This is a genomic window from Actinosynnema sp. NPDC053489 (assembly GCF_044544865.1).
GTDB lineage: Bacteria > Actinomycetota > Actinomycetes > Mycobacteriales > Pseudonocardiaceae > Actinosynnema.
Window position 1 is genome coordinate 585,781 of sequence record NZ_JBITXT010000001.1, and the last position, 16,262, is coordinate 602,042.

8 protein-coding genes are annotated in these 16,262 nt (G+C 75.1%); 3 read left to right on the forward strand and 5 right to left on the reverse strand.

Annotated elements, in window-relative coordinates; genetic code table 11:
* The gene (locus ACIGNX_RS02175; RefSeq protein ID WP_396535359.1) at positions 1 to 3,447 is read left to right on the forward strand and encodes a hypothetical protein; all 3,447 of its coding nucleotides are present in this window, start codon (positions 1 to 3) and stop codon (positions 3,445 to 3,447) included.
* 82 nt (positions 3,448 to 3,529) lie between these two features.
* Here ACIGNX_RS02175 and ACIGNX_RS02180 read toward each other — a convergent pair whose 3' ends face one another.
* From ACIGNX_RS02180 to ACIGNX_RS02190, 3 genes are all read right to left on the reverse strand, one after another.
* Positions 3,530 to 5,182: a glutamate--tRNA ligase gene (locus ACIGNX_RS02180; protein ID WP_396535361.1), complete on the reverse strand. Its 1,653-nt coding sequence runs from the start codon at positions 5,180 to 5,182 to the stop codon at positions 3,530 to 3,532.
* 988 nt (positions 5,183 to 6,170) lie between these two features.
* Entirely contained in the window at positions 6,171 to 6,986 is an 816-nt protein-coding gene (locus ACIGNX_RS02185) for a hypothetical protein (RefSeq protein ID WP_396535363.1), read from the reverse strand.
* Positions 6,983 to 7,423 (reverse strand): hypothetical protein, encoded by a 441-nt coding sequence (locus ACIGNX_RS02190; protein ID WP_396535365.1) that lies wholly within the window; start codon positions 7,421 to 7,423, stop codon positions 6,983 to 6,985. The genes ACIGNX_RS02185 and ACIGNX_RS02190 overlap by 4 nt, the downstream gene beginning before the upstream one ends.
* Before the next feature lie 68 nt (positions 7,424 to 7,491).
* Between ACIGNX_RS02190 and ACIGNX_RS02195 the strand changes: the two genes are divergently transcribed.
* Positions 7,492 to 13,236 (forward strand): CHAT domain-containing protein, encoded by a 5,745-nt coding sequence (locus ACIGNX_RS02195; RefSeq protein ID WP_396535367.1) that lies wholly within the window; start codon positions 7,492 to 7,494, stop codon positions 13,234 to 13,236.
* 57 nt (positions 13,237 to 13,293) lie between these two features.
* On the forward strand, positions 13,294 to 14,187 hold the full coding sequence (locus ACIGNX_RS02200; protein WP_396535369.1) for a DUF4231 domain-containing protein: 894 nt from the start codon (positions 13,294 to 13,296) through the stop codon (positions 14,185 to 14,187).
* A 77-nt stretch (positions 14,188 to 14,264) separates the two neighbouring features.
* Here ACIGNX_RS02200 and ACIGNX_RS02205 read toward each other — a convergent pair whose 3' ends face one another.
* Positions 14,265 to 15,446: an MFS transporter gene (locus tag ACIGNX_RS02205; protein ID WP_396535371.1), complete on the reverse strand. Its 1,182-nt coding sequence runs from the start codon at positions 15,444 to 15,446 to the stop codon at positions 14,265 to 14,267.
* Positions 15,443 to 16,219: a DeoR/GlpR family DNA-binding transcription regulator gene (locus ACIGNX_RS02210; RefSeq protein WP_396535373.1), complete on the reverse strand. Its 777-nt coding sequence runs from the start codon at positions 16,217 to 16,219 to the stop codon at positions 15,443 to 15,445. The genes ACIGNX_RS02205 and ACIGNX_RS02210 overlap by 4 nt, the downstream gene beginning before the upstream one ends.
* Positions 16,220 to 16,262 lie beyond the last annotated feature (43 nt).

Below are 16,262 nucleotides of genomic sequence, written 5' to 3' on the forward strand. Positions count from 1 at the left end.
ATGTCCGAAGACGCGTTACGCCTGCACGGCAGGAACGAGGCCATCGCGCTGGTGCGCGAGTTCGCCACCCGGCCGGAGCCCGACGGCTACCCGGTCACCCGCCGTGCGCCCGTCCTGGTCTTCACCGGCCCGAAGGGGTGCGGGAAGACCACGCTGCTGGACGCGTTGGAGCAGCGCCTGCGCGGCAACACGCCCTACGCCCGCGTCGACTGCGGCGAGCTGAAGGCCACCACCGCGTGGGAAGTGCTGTCGCTGCTGGTCTTCGACCTCAACCGCAACGCCGCCGGCTACCGCTCCATCCCGTTCCCGCGCTTCGTCACCGCGCAGGTCGCGATCGCCGCGCAGATCGACACGCCGGGCCCGGCCGCCCGGCTGCGGATCCGGGAGGCGCTGGAGAACGCGCGGCACGTCGACCAGTTGCGCACGTTCCTCGACGACCTGGCCCAGGACGTGGCCGGCGCGGTCCCCGGCGTGGGCGGCCTGCCGGGCGTGACCACGGCCGCCCGGTACGCGCCCCACCTCATCCTGAACGGCCTGGTCTCGTGGCGGGGCGGTCGGCGGGTCGTGCTGGGCGAGGGCCTGGAGTGGTACGGCACGGGCAACCAGGCCTACGACGAGCTGGTGCGGTTGAACCTGCTCACCCGCGACGACGCGAGCGAGGCCGACCGCAAGGAGGCCACCGAGCTGCTGTGGGCGGCGTTCCTGGCCGACCTGCGCGCCGCGTTCGCCACCGGTCGCGGCGCGCGCACGTGGTCGTTGAACTGCGTGCTGCTGCTCGACGACATCGACACCGGACCGGGCCGGCTGCTGTACCGGGCGCTGGCCGACGCCCGCCGGGGCGAGCCCGACCCGCTGACCGCGGTCGCCACCAGCGCGGGCGGCGTGGCCCGGCAGCTCGCGCCCGACCAGGAGATCCCGTACGCCGAGGAGGCGGGCTACGACGACTACCTGGAACGGCGGCAGGGCGACTACGACAGCGACTCCTACCCGGTGGCGTTGCGCGACCTGAGCCCCGACGAGGTCAAGGACCTGGTGGCCGAGGTCGCGGGGGCGCGGCTCAACGCCCGCCGCGCCGCGGCCGCGGAGGTGTACCGCTTCACGGCGGGCCACCCGGCGGCGACGGCGGTGGTCGTCAAGGCGATCGGCGACAACACCGGCGCACCCGTGCCGGTCAGGCGACTGCTCGCCGCGCGGTGGCGCGGACCGGTCGACAAGGACCCGGTCACCGTCGAGGAACGCCTGCTGCGCGCCCTGCTGGGCTCACCGACCGACGCCGCCCTGTCGGTGCTGGAGGCGTGCTCGGCCGCGCGGGACGTGGAGCAGGCCGACGAACTGGCCCGCAGCGGCCTGGTGCCGGCACCGCGCGGCGGGGCCGGGCTCGTGCCGGTGGTGTTGCAGGTCCGCGACCCCGCGACGGGCCGGGCCGTGATGCTGCCCGCCCTGCGGCACCTGCTGCTGCGCCGGCTGGCCGCCACCCCGGCGCGGTGGACCGCCGTGCACGCGTGGCTGCGCGACCACGGCCGCCGAGCCGACCGCTACTACCACGCCCTGGCGTTGCGCGACGTCGACGCGGTGGTGGGCCGGCTGGAGTCGCTGCTGTCCGACACGCGGGCGTGGTTCGCCGAGCTGGACGCCGTCACCGCCGCGCCGAACGACCTGATGACCGACGAGTCCGACCCCGCGCGGGTGCTGGCGGCGGTGGGCGGCACGGGCATCACCACGGAGCCGGGCCGCACGCTGGCCCGCGTCGTGGCCGCGCTGTGGGTCGCCAACGACCCGCTGTCCACCGCCGACCGCGCCGACCTGTACGGCAGTGCCGCGTGGGACCTCAAGACGCTCGCCCAGCAGCCCGGTGTCGCCCGCAACGACTTCCTGCGGGCCGCCGCGAAGCTGGAGAGCCGGGCGGAGGAGGGCGGCACGCCCACGCGCGTGCGCGCCACCCGGCGGCAGGCCCTCGACGGCCCGCCCGGGCGCGACGACTTCGTGCCGCCCACGCCGAAGCGCGCGCTGCGCCGCAGGCGTCGCCGGCTCGTGGCGCTCGGCCTGGTGCTGGCGCTGGTCGTCGCCGCGGCGACCGTCGCCGGGGTCACCCTGTTCACCCGGTGCGGCGAGGGCGTGTCCGAGCACGGTGGCGAGTGCGTCGGCGTGACCGACGGCTCCTACGTGTTCGACGACCGGCTGGCCGACGTGCAGCGGCGCATCCTGGAGGAGAACCGGGCGGTCGAGGGGCAGCCGCACGTCACCGTCGCGGTGCTGACCCCGTTGCTGCCGACCGACGTGGGCAGCGTGACGTGGCAGCGGGTCCGGGCGCAGTTGGAAGGCGCCCACGTCGCCCAGCTCGCCGCGAACGAGGGCAGGCGCTCGCCGAAGTTGCGGTTGCTGCTCGCCAACCCCGGCAGCACGCAGCAGGAGTGGCGGCGGGTGGTCGACCAGCTCGTCGACCTGACCGACGAGCAGCGGCTGGTCGGCGTGATCGGCGTCGGCCAGAGCACGACCAACACGCGGCAGACCGCGCGGGCGCTCTCGGCGGCCGACATCCCCATGGTCGCGTCCGTGATCACCGCCACGGGCTTCAACGTCGAGCAACCGGCCCAGGGCGGCGAGCCCGCCCGCTACCTGAAGGGGTTCACCCGGGTCAGCTCCACCACCGGCAACCAGATCGGGGTGCTGTCGTCCTACCTCGCGACGCAGGGCGTGAACCGGGCGATGCTGGTCTACGACGTCAACGAGGACGACCTGTACACCTCGACGCTCTACAAGGAGTTCAAGGCCGCGGCGGCGGGCGGGTCGTTGGCGATCACCGTGGAGAGCCGGTTCGACACCGAGGCGTCGCTGGACACCCAGTTCCGGGAGATCATGCGCGACCTGTGCGGCGACGGCGCCCCGGACACCGTGCTGTACGCGGGGCGGGCCGTGCTGCTGGACGACCTGATCACGAACCTGCGGCAGCGGGGCTGCGCCCGTGACCGCAACATCACGCTGGTGACCGGTTCGGACGCGTCGATGCTGCGCACCCGGCCGGACCTGCGACCCCGCGACGACCAACCGGACCTGGCGATCCTCTACACGCCCCACGTGGACCCCGACGCGGCCCGCGAGATGGGGATCACCGAGTTCACCGCGCTGACCGAGCGGTTCCAGCGGCTCGGCTTCGACCCCGCCGACCTGGCCGACGGCTGGGGCGTGATGATGCACGACGCCATGCTCGCCGCGTCGGAGGCCGTCAGCCGGTCGGGGAACGGGCTCGGGCCGGGGGAGCTGCCGACCCGGCAGGCCGTGCGGGCGGAGCTGGAGCGCTCGGACCGCGAGCGCAACCAGGTCCGGGGCGCGGGCGGGACGTTCACGATCGACGCCACGACCGGCAACGCGGTGGGGCGTCGCCTGCCGGTGATCGAGGTGAGGCCGAACGGGGCGTTCGAGGTGAAGGCGATCATCCCGGTCGGGTGAGCCGTGCCCTGCCCCGCCCCGACCTCCGCGCGGTGGCGGGGTCGGGGCGGGGCCTGCGGTGGTCGGGCTGCGGTGGTCGGCGTCAGGCGGCGACGGCGCGCACCCGGCGCAGCACCTCGTCCACGCCGAGGGTCGTGGCCACGGCGTGCAGGTCGGGGCTGCGGGTGGAGCCGGTCAGGGCGATGCGGATGATCTGCGACGCCTCGCGGATCGAGCCGCCCGCCGGGTAGGCGTCCGGGTTCTGCTTGAGGTCCTTCGGCTTGGGCGCGAACCCGTGCTTGGCGGCCAGGTCCCGGATCTGGTCGAACCACTCGCCGGAGTCCGCGAGCGGCCGGTAGTTCTCGGCGAAGTCGGCCGCGAACGCCCGCACCAGCTCCGGTGCCACGCCGAGCTGCGCGAACGGCTCGGCGGTCACGTCGCGGGGCGTGAACAGCTCCGGGAAGAAGAACCCGTACGCCTCGCGGAACCCGGACCACTTGCGCAGGTCCTTGCGCGGGTTCGGGACGTCCGCGCCCCGCTCCACCGCCAGCGCGGCCAGCGCCAGGTCGCGGCGGGCGTCGAGGACCGGCACCAGCTCCGGGTCGTGGGCGACGGCCCAGGCCCGCACGGCGACGAGGATCTGCTCGCCGGACAGGGTGGCGATGTGGTCGGCGGAGATGTCCTCCAGCTTGACCAGGTCGACCAGCGGCCCGGCCACACCGCACTCGGACAGCCGGATGGGCGCGTCGAGCGCCTCGGCCAGCGGCGCGTCGGCGAGCCGGCCGTTGGCCAGGCCGCGCAGGTAGTACAGCACCGCCTCGGCCGGGAAGCCCTGCTCGATGTAGAAGTCGACCGACGCCTCGGGGTCCTTGCGCTTGGACAGCTTCCGCTTGCCGCCGGGGATCTGCTTCATCAGCGGGGCGATGTGGGCGTAGCGGGGAGCCTCGAACCCGAGCGCCGCGAACAGCTGCAGGTGCAGCGGGACCGACGAGATCCACTCCTCCGCGCGGATCACCAGGGTGGTGCGCATCAGGTGGTCGTCCACGGCGTGCGCGAAGTGGTAGGTCGGCAGGCGGACGTCGTTCGCGGAGGACTTGAGGATGACGACGTCGTTGCGGTTGTCCTCGTGCTCCAGGTCGCCGCGGATCACGTCGTGGAACCGGGCACGGGCCTCGACGCCGGGGGAGCGGAACCGGACGACGTACGGCGCGCCCTCGTCCAACTTCGCCTGGACCTCGGCGGGGTCGCGGTCGCGCCACAGCGCCCAGCCCGCGTAGTAGCCGGGGGGCATCTTCGTGGCGTCCTGGCGGGCGCGGATGTCGGCCAGTTCCTCGGGGGTGGCGAAGCAGAGGTACGCCTTGCCCTCGCGGAGCAGCTCGCGCACGTAGGTCAGGTAGATGGCCTCGCGGCGGGACTGGTAGTACGGCCCGTAGTCGCCGACCTCGTCGTGCTCGTCGGCGGGCAGGCCGAAGTAGGCGAAGGCGTTGTTGAACTGGGCGGCCGCCCCCTCGACCTCCCGGGCCTGGTCCGTGTCCTCGACCCGGAGCACGTACGCGCCACCGCTGCGGTGGGCCACGTCACGATCGATCATCGCCGCGTAGATGCCGCCGATGTGCACGAACCCGGTCGGCGAGGGGCCGAACCGGGTGACCTCGGCTCCCTCGGGGAGCTGCCGGGCCGGGTAGCGCTGTTCCCAGTGCGCCGGCTCGGGCAGGTCGGCGGGGAACAGGGCGTCGATCACGGCGCGGTCAAGCATGGGGTTCACGGTCTCCAACGCGGGGTGGGCGGACGGGGACTGAGGCTACCAACCGGCGGCGGGAGCGCCCGACGGGCCGACACCTCACCACCGTGCCGCAACGCCCCACCCCACGATCGACTTCGGCCACCCGAACGCCACCACCCTTCCACCCGGCCGACCGCATCCCACTTCCGGCTGACCGCACCCGGCCGGTCCTGCCCTGTCGGCGGGACTGCCCAGACCTGCCCTGCCGGCTGGACCTGCCCTGTCGGCCGGACCCGACCGGACCCGCTCAGCCCGCCGGACCCGCCTAGCCGCATGCACCCCGCCCGCCGCACCCACCTGGCTGGCCGCGGTCGCCCCGCCAGCCGCACTTAACTGACTGGCTGCGGTCGCCCCGCCGGCCGCACCCATCTGGCCAGCCGCAGTCGCCCCGCTGGCCGCGGTCGCCTGGCTGGGCGCATTCACCCTGTCGGCTGCATTCGCCTGGTCAGCCGCATCCACTCGCCAGTCGCAGTCACCTGGCCAACCGCACTCACCCTGCCGGCCGCAGCCGCCCGGCGGCTGGTTCCCATCTGACGCGGGTATGGATCACGCTCGCCGGACCGATCGCACTGGCCGGACCAACCGCACTCGCCTGCTGCTCATACGTGCCCGGTCGACCCCGCATCCGACCCGGCATCCAACCCGGCCGGCCGTACCAGCCCGGCTGACCGAACCTGTCGTCGAGAAGCGCGTCTGCCCGGCCCGCCGCAATCGCCCAGGAGTTAACGCACCTCCCCAGGAACAAGCGCATCGGTGCCGGTTCGATCGCACCGGCCTCGACCCGAACGCACGAGACCTGTCATCACTGCATCCGTCCTCGGTTAATTGCAAGATCCCGGTTGTGATCGCGATGGATCTGATCGAACCGCGACCACGTGGGGCGTAGGTCGGGGAGGGTGCGTTGGGAAATGCACTGTCCCGATCACTAGTGCAGTTGGTCTCGAATCACTCAAGGGGTAGGTCATCCGCCCTTGGCGAAGCGGTCGTTCAGCCGGGCGGCCAGGTCCGGGGTGAGGCCCGTCGGGGGCAGGGGTTGGCCCAGGGCCGTCGTCAACACGTCCAAGTGCGTGTCGACGGTCGCTTCGATCAGGTCGGTCACCGCACGGGCGGCACCACGCGCCCGATGCCACCCCACCACCGCCACCCCGAGCCCGACCACCGCCGCCGGGTACCACCGGCAACCCAGCGCCAGGTACAGCACCCCCCAACCGAACACCGTGGCAGCACCCTGGAACCGGACCTCCGCCCCCTGCACCGGCAACCGCGCCGACTCCGGCACCAACAACCACAACCGCGGCCACAACGGTCCCAACCGCAACCCCTGGTACTGAGCCGCGACCCGCGAGTCGAGCAGCCGGAACCGCTCACCGATCCACGTCACCCGCTGCGGCCGGTAGACCGGCACCGGGTCCACCCCCGCCCGAGCCGCCACCCGGTCGAACCACCACCGGCGCACCGCCACCACCGGCCGACCCACCCACCCCGCCGGACCGCGCCACGGCCGGACCCACACCGCCTGCGCCACCCCGCCCAACGCCTGCGCCACGAACGCCGCGGCCGCCGCCCCCAGCAACAACCCCACCACCACAACCGCCACCGGCAACCGCGGGAACGCCGCCACCACCTCGTTGCCCACCCGCACGACGTCCAACGCCCGCCGGTGGCCCAACCGCACCGCGCACACCACCGCCGCCACGAACAACGCACCCGGCAGCACGAGCGTGGTCACCCACCGCTCCGCGAGCTTGCCCCCCAACGACTGCAGGAACGGGTTCACCGCGGCGACCCGCCGGGCAGCATCGGCTCGTCGTCGAACAACGCGCACACCGGCGGTCGACCTTCGTCGTCGCGGTGATCCCGACGCCCGCACCGGCCACGCGGGCAGCGGTACGAGCCCCGGCCCACCGCCGGCGACCGCGGGCCGCGCGGATCGGGGTAGGCGTTCGCCGGACCGGTCGGTTCGATGCCCCGCACCCCGCCGTCACCGATCCCACCGTCGCCGATCCCGCCGTCACCGATCCCGTCCTCGCCGAGCCCGTCGGGGATCAGGTCGAACCGGCGGCACGCGTCCAGCGCCGATCCGCCCTCACGCACCCTCGTCGCGGTCCGCTCGAGCCGGTCCGCCCACCCGCCGGCCGCCGCGGCCCGCCGCAACTCCGGCAGCATCAGGCACCACAGCACCAACGCCCCGCCCTCGTCCACCTCCACCGCCACACCGCCCCCTTGTGCCACGCTGGGTATCGGGTCGAACCGTAGCGGGTGAGCACACGAGGTCGGTGGACATGCGGGACGCGATTGCCCTGAGCGAACGCATCGCGCGCTGCGCGGCGGCCGGCGACCCCACCGACGTGCTGGGGCCCGACGCCCTGGTGCAGGCCGCCGAGTCGGCGCTGCCCGCCATCGGCCGGGACGTCGACCTCGACGTGCTGCTGGTGCTGGCGCGGCTGCACTGGATCCGGGGCAGCGCCCTGCGACCGGAGATCGCCGCCGCGGACTTCGACGTGTGCCTGAACCTCTACGGCCCGATCGCGTCCCTGTTACCCGAGGCGGTGCCGCCGCCCATCCGGGAGTGGCGCGCCGCCAACCCCGGGGTCGGGGTGCTCTCGCTCGCCGAGGTCGGCGGTTACTACGCGACGGTCGCCACCCACGGCGCGCTGGTGACCGGCCACCCGCGACTGCTGGACCTCGCGGTGGAGGCGAGCCGGGCGGCCGCGCGCGCCGCCACCGACGACGACCTCACCGTGCACCGGTACAACCTGCTCGTCCTGCTGTTCACCCGGCACGAGCGCGGCGGCGCGGTGGCCGACCTCGACGCCGCCGTGGCGGCGGGCCGGGCCGCGGTGGCGGACACCGGGCACCCGCTCGCCGCGGCGGCGGCGCTCAACCTCGGCTTGGCGCTGCACAACCGCTTCCAGGTGCTCGGCCGTGAAGCCGACCTCGCCGAGGCCGCCGGGCACCTCCGCCTGGCCAGGACCCTCCCGCCGGACGACGGCGACCGGCTCCGGTACCTGTTCGCGCTGGGCGTCTGCCTGGCCGTCCTGGGCGAGCGCGGCGCGCCGCTCGCCCAGGTGGACGAGGGCGTCGACGTGGCCCGCGAGGTCGTCGCCGCCTGCCCCGAGGACGACCCCGACCGCCGGCTCGCGCTCCTGCTGCTGAGCGACGCCCTCAAGGTCCGCTTCGTGCGCCGCGGCGAGGACGCCGACCTCGCCGACGTCGACGAGTGCGTCCGCGTCGCGTCGGCGGCCGTGGCGATCGCGGAAGACGACGTCACGGCGGTGCTCAAGCTCGCCGGCGCGCTGTTGGTGCGACTGCTGCACGCCCGCGCCTACGGCACCCCCGACGAGGGTGACCTGGCCGAGGCGTCGAGGTTGACGGCCCTCGCCGACGCCGCCGTCCCGCAGGGCCACCCCGCGCGGCACGAGGTCGACTACGCGCTGGCGCTCGTCCTGCGGGCGGCGCGGGACGACCACGCGGCGGCCGAACGGGCGGCCCGCGCGGCGCTGTCCGCGGACCCGGCGCACCCCACCCAGCGCGTCGGCGCGATGTTCACCCTCGCCGAGGTGCTGATGGTCCGGTACCGCGAGACCGGCGACCCGGAGGCGCTCCGCGAGGCGACCCGGCTGCTGCGCCGAGCGGTGGCCGAACCCGACCACCACGTGCTGGTGGCGGCGAGGCTGAAGCTGGCCGAGGTCACGCGGGAGTGGTTCCGGCTCTCCGGTGCCGATCGGGACCTCGACGCGGCGGTCGAGGCCGCCCGGGACGCCGTCCGCGGCGGCGTGCCGGACGGGGTCGTGCTGCACGAGCACCTGTGGCACCACGCGTCCCTGCTGCTCCAGCGCTTCCAACGCCTGGACCACCTCGCCGACCTGGACGAGGCGATCGCGGTGCTGCGGTCGATGGTGCCCTCGGTGGCCGACGACGTCCGACGGGCCGCCTGCCTGCACGAGCTCGCGTCCGCCCACCTGACGCGCTCCCGCTCGACGGGGGAGCGGGCCGACCTCGACCAGGCGGTGACCGCGGCGGACCGGGCCGCCGCGCTCGTCGCCGCCGACGACCCCCGGGCACCGCGGGTGTGGACGACCGGCGCGCTGGCGCGGCAGTTGCGCTTCGAGAGGGCGGGCGACCCGCGCGACGTCGCCGATGCCGTCCGGCTGGCCCGCGCGGCCGTCGACCGCACGCCCGCCGACGACCCGCGCCGCCCGCAGGCGCTGAGCGCCCTGGCCGTGTCCCTCGGGTCGGCGGCACGGGCGGCGCGCGACCCCGCGGTGCTCGCCGAAGCCGTCGAGGCGGCGCGCGCGGCGATGGCCTCGGACGGCGGCGACCAGGTGTTCGTCACCCTCACGATCAGCGAGCTGCTGGTCGAGCGCTACCGGCTCACCGGCGTCGCGGCCGACCTCGCGGAGGCCGCCGGGGCGTTGCGGTCCGCGTTGACGACCGCGACGGGCGGGCGGCGGGGCACCCTGCTGATCAACCTCGCCGTGGTCCTGTTCCACCAGCTCCAGCACCTCGGCGCGTCCCCGGAGCTGGACGCGGCGGTCCGGCAGGCGCTCGACCACGCCGACCACCTGCTGGCCGAGCTGCCGGCCGGGGACCTCGACGCGCTCGCCCTGGCCGCGAAGACCGCCGCGCTGCGCGCCGCCCGGTACGAGCTGTGGCGCGACGTCGCCGACCTGGACCGGGCCTTGGCGGTGGTGCGCGCCGCGCTGGAGGGCGCCCGCCGCGCGCATCCCGTGCTGGTCGAGTGCCGGCTCCAGCTCGGCGTCGCGCTGACGCTGCGGTTTCTGCACCGCTTCGAGAGCGCCGACGTCGACGAGGCGATCGCCGTGCTGCGCGCGGGGCTGACCGGGGACGTGCCCGGCCACCTGCGCCCCGTGCTGCGGCCGCAGTTGGCGCTCGCGCTGCTCTCCCGGGCCCAGTGGGCGGAGTCCCCGGGCGCGGTGGTCGAGGCGGTCGAGCTGTTGCGCGCGGCCCGGGAGGACTTCGCCGCGGGCGGCGCGGGCCACCTGGTCGTGCACCTGCACCTGGCCCGCGCGTTGCAGTTGCGGTTCAACGAGACGGGCGACCCGGCCGTGCTCGCCGAAGCGATCGAGGCGGCCAGGACCGGCGTCCGCGCCACCCCGGCGGACCACGTGCACCACGCCACGCTGCTGGTCGTGCTGGGCACGCTGCTGACCCAGCTGTTCGAGCGGACGGGCGACCCGGTGGTCGTGGACGAAGCCGTGCTGGCGCAACGACGTGCCGCGGCGAACCCGACCGCGGCCGGCGGGGTGCGGGCGGCGGCGCTGTCGGAGCTGGCGAACGCGCTGCGCGCCCGGTACCTGCGCGGCGGCGGCCCGGACGACCTCGACGAGGCCATCGCGGTCGCACGCCGTGCCGCGGAGCTGCCCGGGTCGCAGCCGCCGGAGCGCGCCACCGCCGCGGCGGCGCTGGCCAACGGCCTGCTCGCGCGCGGTCAGCGCACGGGTGAGCTCGCCGACCTCACCGCGGCCGTCGACCTCGGCCGCGACGCCGTCGGCGAGCTGCCCGGCGGGCACTTCCTCCTGCCGGTGCACCTGGCGGGCCTGGGCACCGCGCTGTGGGCCAGGTACGAGCGGGCGGGCGTGATCGCCGACCTGCACGAGGCGATCGACGTCATGCGCGCCGCGGCGGACCGCAGCGGCGGTGCGATCCGGGCACTGGTGCTGACCAACCTCGGCAGCGCCCTCTCCGCCAGGGGCCGGGTCCTGGGCTCCACCGCGGACCTCGACGCGGCGGTGGAGGCCGGGCGCGCGGCGGTCGACGAAGCGGCGCCGGCGACCGAGGTCACCTGTTTGCTCAACTACGCCGTCGCCCTGCAGGTCCGCTTCATCGAGCGTCAGGACCCCGGCGACCTGGACCGGGCGATCGAGGTCGCCGGCACGGCGGTCGAGCGGTGCCCGCGGGACCACCCGCACCGGGCCCAGGTCCTGTCCAGCCTGGCCATGATGCGCTACGGCCGCGACCAGGCCCGGCGCGGCGGTGACGACCTGGACCTGGCCGTCGCCCTGCTGCGGGAGGCGGTGGCGATCACCGGGCCGACGCCCGCGGCGCAGGCGCTGCACCGGCTGAACCTGGGCGCGGTGCTGCGGGGCAGGTACGAGCGGCGCGGTCGGGACGAGGACGCGGCGGAGGCGGTCGAGCACCTCCGCCACGCCGTCGACACCATCCCGACCGACGACCCGCGCGGGGCGGTGGCCTGGTTGAACGTGGGTCTGGTGCTGGGGCGGCGACACGACCGCCGCCCTTCCGGCACCGACCACGAGACCACCGACCACGAGACCATCGACAAGGCCACCGACCACGAGGCCACCGACCACGAGGCCACCGATTACGAGGCCGCCGTCACGGCGTGCCGCACCGCCGCGGCCTCGAAGTCCGCATCGCCCCTGATGCGCGCTTCCGCGAGCCTGACCTGGGCGTTCCTCGCGGCGCGGAACGCGGACTGGTCGTCGGCGGTCGAGGCGTTCCGCCTGTCCGCCGCGCTGCTGCCGCAGGCCGCCTGGCACGGCGTCGAGCGCGGGGCGCGGGAACGGCGGCTGGACCGCTGGGACGGCGTGGCCGCGGCGGGCGCGGCGGCCGCCTTGGCGGCCGGTGACCCGGAGGTCGCCGTGGAGCTGCTCGAACAGGGGCGCTCGGTGCTGTGGTCGCAGGCGTTGCAGACCCGCGACGACACCTCGGCGCTGCGCGAGCGCGACCCGGCGCTGTACGACCGGATGCGCAGCGTGGCCGCGCAGTTGGCGGCCGTCGCCGTCGACGCGCCGACCGGCGTGGTGCCCGCGCTGCCCGGCGGTGCCGCGGTCGCCGTGGCCCGCGTCGACCGGGATCGCGACCTCCGGCTGGCGCAGGAGTGGGACCGGCTGCTGGAGCGGGCGAGGTCGTTGCCGGGGTTCGAGCACGTGCTGCGCGTGCCGCCGCTGGACGTGCTGCGGGAGGGGCTGCCCGACGGCCCGGTGGTGCTGGTCAACGTGCACGACGACCGCTGCGACGCGCTGGTCGTCCGGCGGGACCGGCCCGTGGAGCACCTCCCGCTGCCCGGCCTGTCGGCCCGGGAGACCGCCGACCGGACCGCCGCCTACCTGCGGGCGCTGCGCGTGCTGGGCGGCCCGGCCGCGCCCGGCGACCTGACCCGCACCAGCGCCAAGCAGACCCTGCACGTGACGCTGGAGTGGTTGTGGGACGCCGTCGCCGGACCGGTGCTCGACCACCTGGGCCTGACCGGCGGCGAACGGCTCTGGTGGTGCCCCACGGGCCTGCTGACCCTGCTGCCGCTGCACGCCGCCGGCTACCACGACCCGGACGACGCCCCGGCCGGGCGGACGGTGCTGGACCGCGTCGTCTCCTCCTACACGCCGACGCTGCGCGCGCTGGCCCGGTCCCGCAAGGCGGACCCGCCGGCCACCGCGGAACGGCGGCTGCTCGCGGTGAGCCTGCCGGAGCCCCCGCCCGGCGCCGCCGACCTGAGCCCCCTGCCCGGCGCCCGCGCGGAGGCCGAGTTCCTCGAACGCGTGCTGCCGGGGGCGCACACGTCCCGGATCGGGGAAGCGGCCACGCACGCCACCGTCACCGCGGACCTGCGGGGCCACGCCTACGCGCACTTCGCCTGCCACGGCGGCCAGGACCTGGCCGACCCCTCCACCGGCGCGCTCTACCTGTGGGACAAGCCGCTGACCGTGCTGGACGTCGCCGGGCTCGACCTGGCGCACGCGGAACTGGCCTACCTGTCGGCGTGCCGGACCGCCGTCGGCGGCACCACCCTGCCCGACGAATCCATCCACCTGGCCGCCGCCCTGCACCTGGCGGGGTACCGGCACGTGATCGCCACCCTGTGGACGGTCGGCGACCGGACCGCGGTCGACGTGGCCACGTCGGTCTACTCGGCGCTGCTCGACGGTTCGGGGCTGGACCTCACCGACACCGCGCACGTGCTGCACCGGACCGTGCGGGCGCTGCGCGACGCCGACCCGCGCGACCCGACCCGGTGGGCGCCGTACATCCACACGGGCGCGTGAATAACGCCCACCGCCCCGCCCGCGATACACCGACCGCCCCCTCGTGATCGGAGAACGATGCCCGCCACCGAGCGGCTGACCGACGAAGACTTACCCGGGCTGTTCCACGTGGCCGACGCCCTGTCGTTGCGCGGCCAGCGGGACTACCTCAAGGCGTTGCGGATCCGGTTGGTGCTGGCCGTGCTCGCGGCCGTGTGCGGGGTGTTCGCGGTGAAGGTCGGCCGCATCGACCTCGCCGCCATCGGCACCGGCGTGGCGCTGCTGGTGCTGCTGCTGGTGGAGGAGCACTTCCGCGCCAGCTCGCCGGAGCGCAAGTGGTACGACGGCCGCGCGCTGGCCGAGTCCGCGAAGAGCATGGGCTGGCGCTACGCCGTCGGCGGGTCGCCGTTCCCGCTGGACGACGACGAACGCGCCGTCGAGCTGCGCTTCATCGCGCAGCTGGACGCCCTGCGCCGGGACGGGCCCAGCAGCGGCGTCGTCCCGCCCGACCGGCCCACCGTCAGCCACGCCATGCGCGGCCTGCGCGCGGCGGACCTGGCCACCCGCAGGCTGGTCTACATCACCGACCGCATCACCGACCAGCAGACGTGGTACTCGCGCAAGGCCGACTTCAACGACCGCCGCGCCCGCCAGGCCCAGGGGCTGCTGTACGTGTTCGCGGGTTCGGGCATCGCCGCCGCGTTCACCAGGGCGTTCGGCGTGATCGACTTCGACCTGGCCGGGGTGGCGGCGGCGCTCATCGCGGGCGGTGCGGCCTGGTCGGGCACGAAGCAGTACTCCACCCTCGGCCGCGCCTACGCCTACGCCGCCACGGAGCTGACCATCGTCAAGGACCGGCTGCGGCTGGTGGAGGACGAGGTGACGTGGGCGGCCGAGGTCGCCGACGCCGAGGAGGCCATCAGCCGCGAGCACACGATGTGGCGGGCGTCCCGCACGAGCGCCACGACCTGACCGGAGTCCACGGGTCGAGGTCGCGGCGCGCCGGCATCGCCCGGGGTGCGCGAACCGCGTTTCTCGGACGACGCCGGTCAACCGGACGTGACGCGCTCCCCGGTCGCCGCCTCGCGCGGCGACAGGACGTTGGCGAAGCCCACGGCCAGCAGGCACAGCGCCACCGGCACGAGGAACGCCACGTTCAGCGGGATCCAGTGCGCCAGGCCGCCGATCAGCGCCGGACCCGCGAGCAGGCCGACGTAGCCCAGGCCGACGACCCGCGCCATCAACGCGCCGGACGAGCGCTGGTCCAGGTTGCCGGCGGCGGAGAACAGCTGCGGCACGCTGCCGGACAGGCCCAGGCCGAACAGCGCCCAGCCGGGGAACGTGAGCCACACCCACGGTGAGAACACCACGAGCAGCAGCCCGAACGCGGCCAGCGCCGCCCCGTACCGGACGATCGCCACGGGTCCGACGAGGGCGGCGACCCGGTCGGTGGCGAACCGGCCGACGGTCATCGCCACCGCGAACGACCCGTAGGCGAACGCGGCCGTGCTGGCCGACGTGCCCAGGACGTCCTCGGCGTGCAGCGCGGCCCAGTCGTTGGCCACGCCCTCGGCGAGCATCATGGCGAACGCGATGGCGCCCAGCAGCCACACCAGCTTCCGCGAGGGCTTGGCCGCGGGCGCGTCCGCCGCGCTCTCCGCGGCCTCCGGCCTGCCGTCCACCAGGAACCGGCCGGTCAGCAGGGACACCACGATGGTGAACACGCCGCACGCGCCCAACGTGACCGCCGTGGGCACCTCCGCGCCCAGCGTCGCCGCGCCCACCAGCGCCGCGATCGCGCCGCCGATCGACCACATCGCGTGGAACGCCGCCATGATCGGTCGCGGGTAGGCGCGTTCCACGACCACGGCGTGCGAGTTCATCGCCACGTCGATCGTGCCGTTGCCGAAGCCGAAGAGCACCAAGGACAACCCGAGCGCCCACCACGTCGTGGCCAGGCCGGGGAAGAACAGGGCCACGCCGAGCAGCACGCCGGCCGCCGGCAGGAGCTTGCGCTGGCCGAGCCGGTCGGCGAGCGGGCCCGCGACCTGCATGCCGACGAACGCCGCGCCGCCGAGCACGAGCAGCAGCCCGCCCAGCGCGCTGTGCGAGATGCCGGTCGCCCGCTCGACGTTGGGGATGTGCACCACCCACAGGCCGACGGCGAACCCGTTGAGGGTGAAGTAGATCCACGTGGCGACGCGGGCGGCGCGCGGCAGGGGGGTCGTCACAGGTTCTCCAGTCGTTCGGCTACGTGCACGTGCACCCCGCGCGCGGCCAGCTCGTGGCGCAGGGCGGCGGGGGAGTCGGTGTCGGTGACCAGCACGTCCGGGCGGTCGGCGGGGCAGACGTGGGCGAGCGCGGTGCGGTCGAACTTCGTGGCGTCGGCGAGCACGACCGTGCGCCCGGACACGGCCATCGCCTGCTGCTTGACCTCGGCGTCGGCGAGGTTGTGCGCGGTGAGCCCGGCGGCGAGGTCGATCGCGCACGGGCTGAGCACGGCCACGTCGAAGCGCAGCGCCCGCAGCGACGCCAGCGCCAGCGGGCCCACCATGGCCAGCTCGCCCGGCCTCGGCTCGCCGCCGGGCAGCAGCAGCCGCACCTCGGGCGCGTCCAGCAGCTCGCGGACGGCGTGCAGGGACAGGGGCATCACGGTGACCGGGCGGTGGCGCAGCAGCTTCGCCACCTCGACCGCCGTCGTGCCGCTGTCGAGCACGACCGTCTCGCCGTCGCGGATCAGCTCGACGGTGGCCGCGGCGATGGCGCGCTTGGCGTCGTTGGCGGTGGCGGCGCGGGCCGTGAACGGCGGCTCGATGCCCGCGGGGCTCAACGGGACCGCCCCGCCGCGGACCCGGCGCAGCACACCGCCCGCCGCGAGCAGGTCGAGGTCGCGGCGGATGGTCATCTCCGACGCACCGGTCACGGCCGCCAGCTCCGCCACGGCGACCTGCGCGCCGGTGCGGAGCCGTTCGACGATCACGCGGTGGCGGTCGGCGCTCTTCACGTGAGCAACCGTCGCAAATCATGTGCGATCGAACAAGTGGTTT

Bases quoted from the DNA above. Each gene is read 5' to 3' on its own strand.
- ACIGNX_RS02195 (WP_396535367.1), top strand. From the start codon at position 7,492: ATGCGGGACGCGATTGCCCTGAGCGAACGCATCGCGCGCTGCGCGGCG.
- ACIGNX_RS02180 (WP_396535361.1), bottom strand. From the start codon at position 5,182: ATGCTTGACCGCGCCGTGATCGACGCCCTGTTCCCCGCCGACCTGCCC.
- ACIGNX_RS02200 (WP_396535369.1), top strand. From the start codon at position 13,294: ATGCCCGCCACCGAGCGGCTGACCGACGAAGACTTACCCGGGCTGTTC.
- ACIGNX_RS02175 (WP_396535359.1), top strand. From the start codon at position 1: ATGTCCGAAGACGCGTTACGCCTGCACGGCAGGAACGAGGCCATCGCG.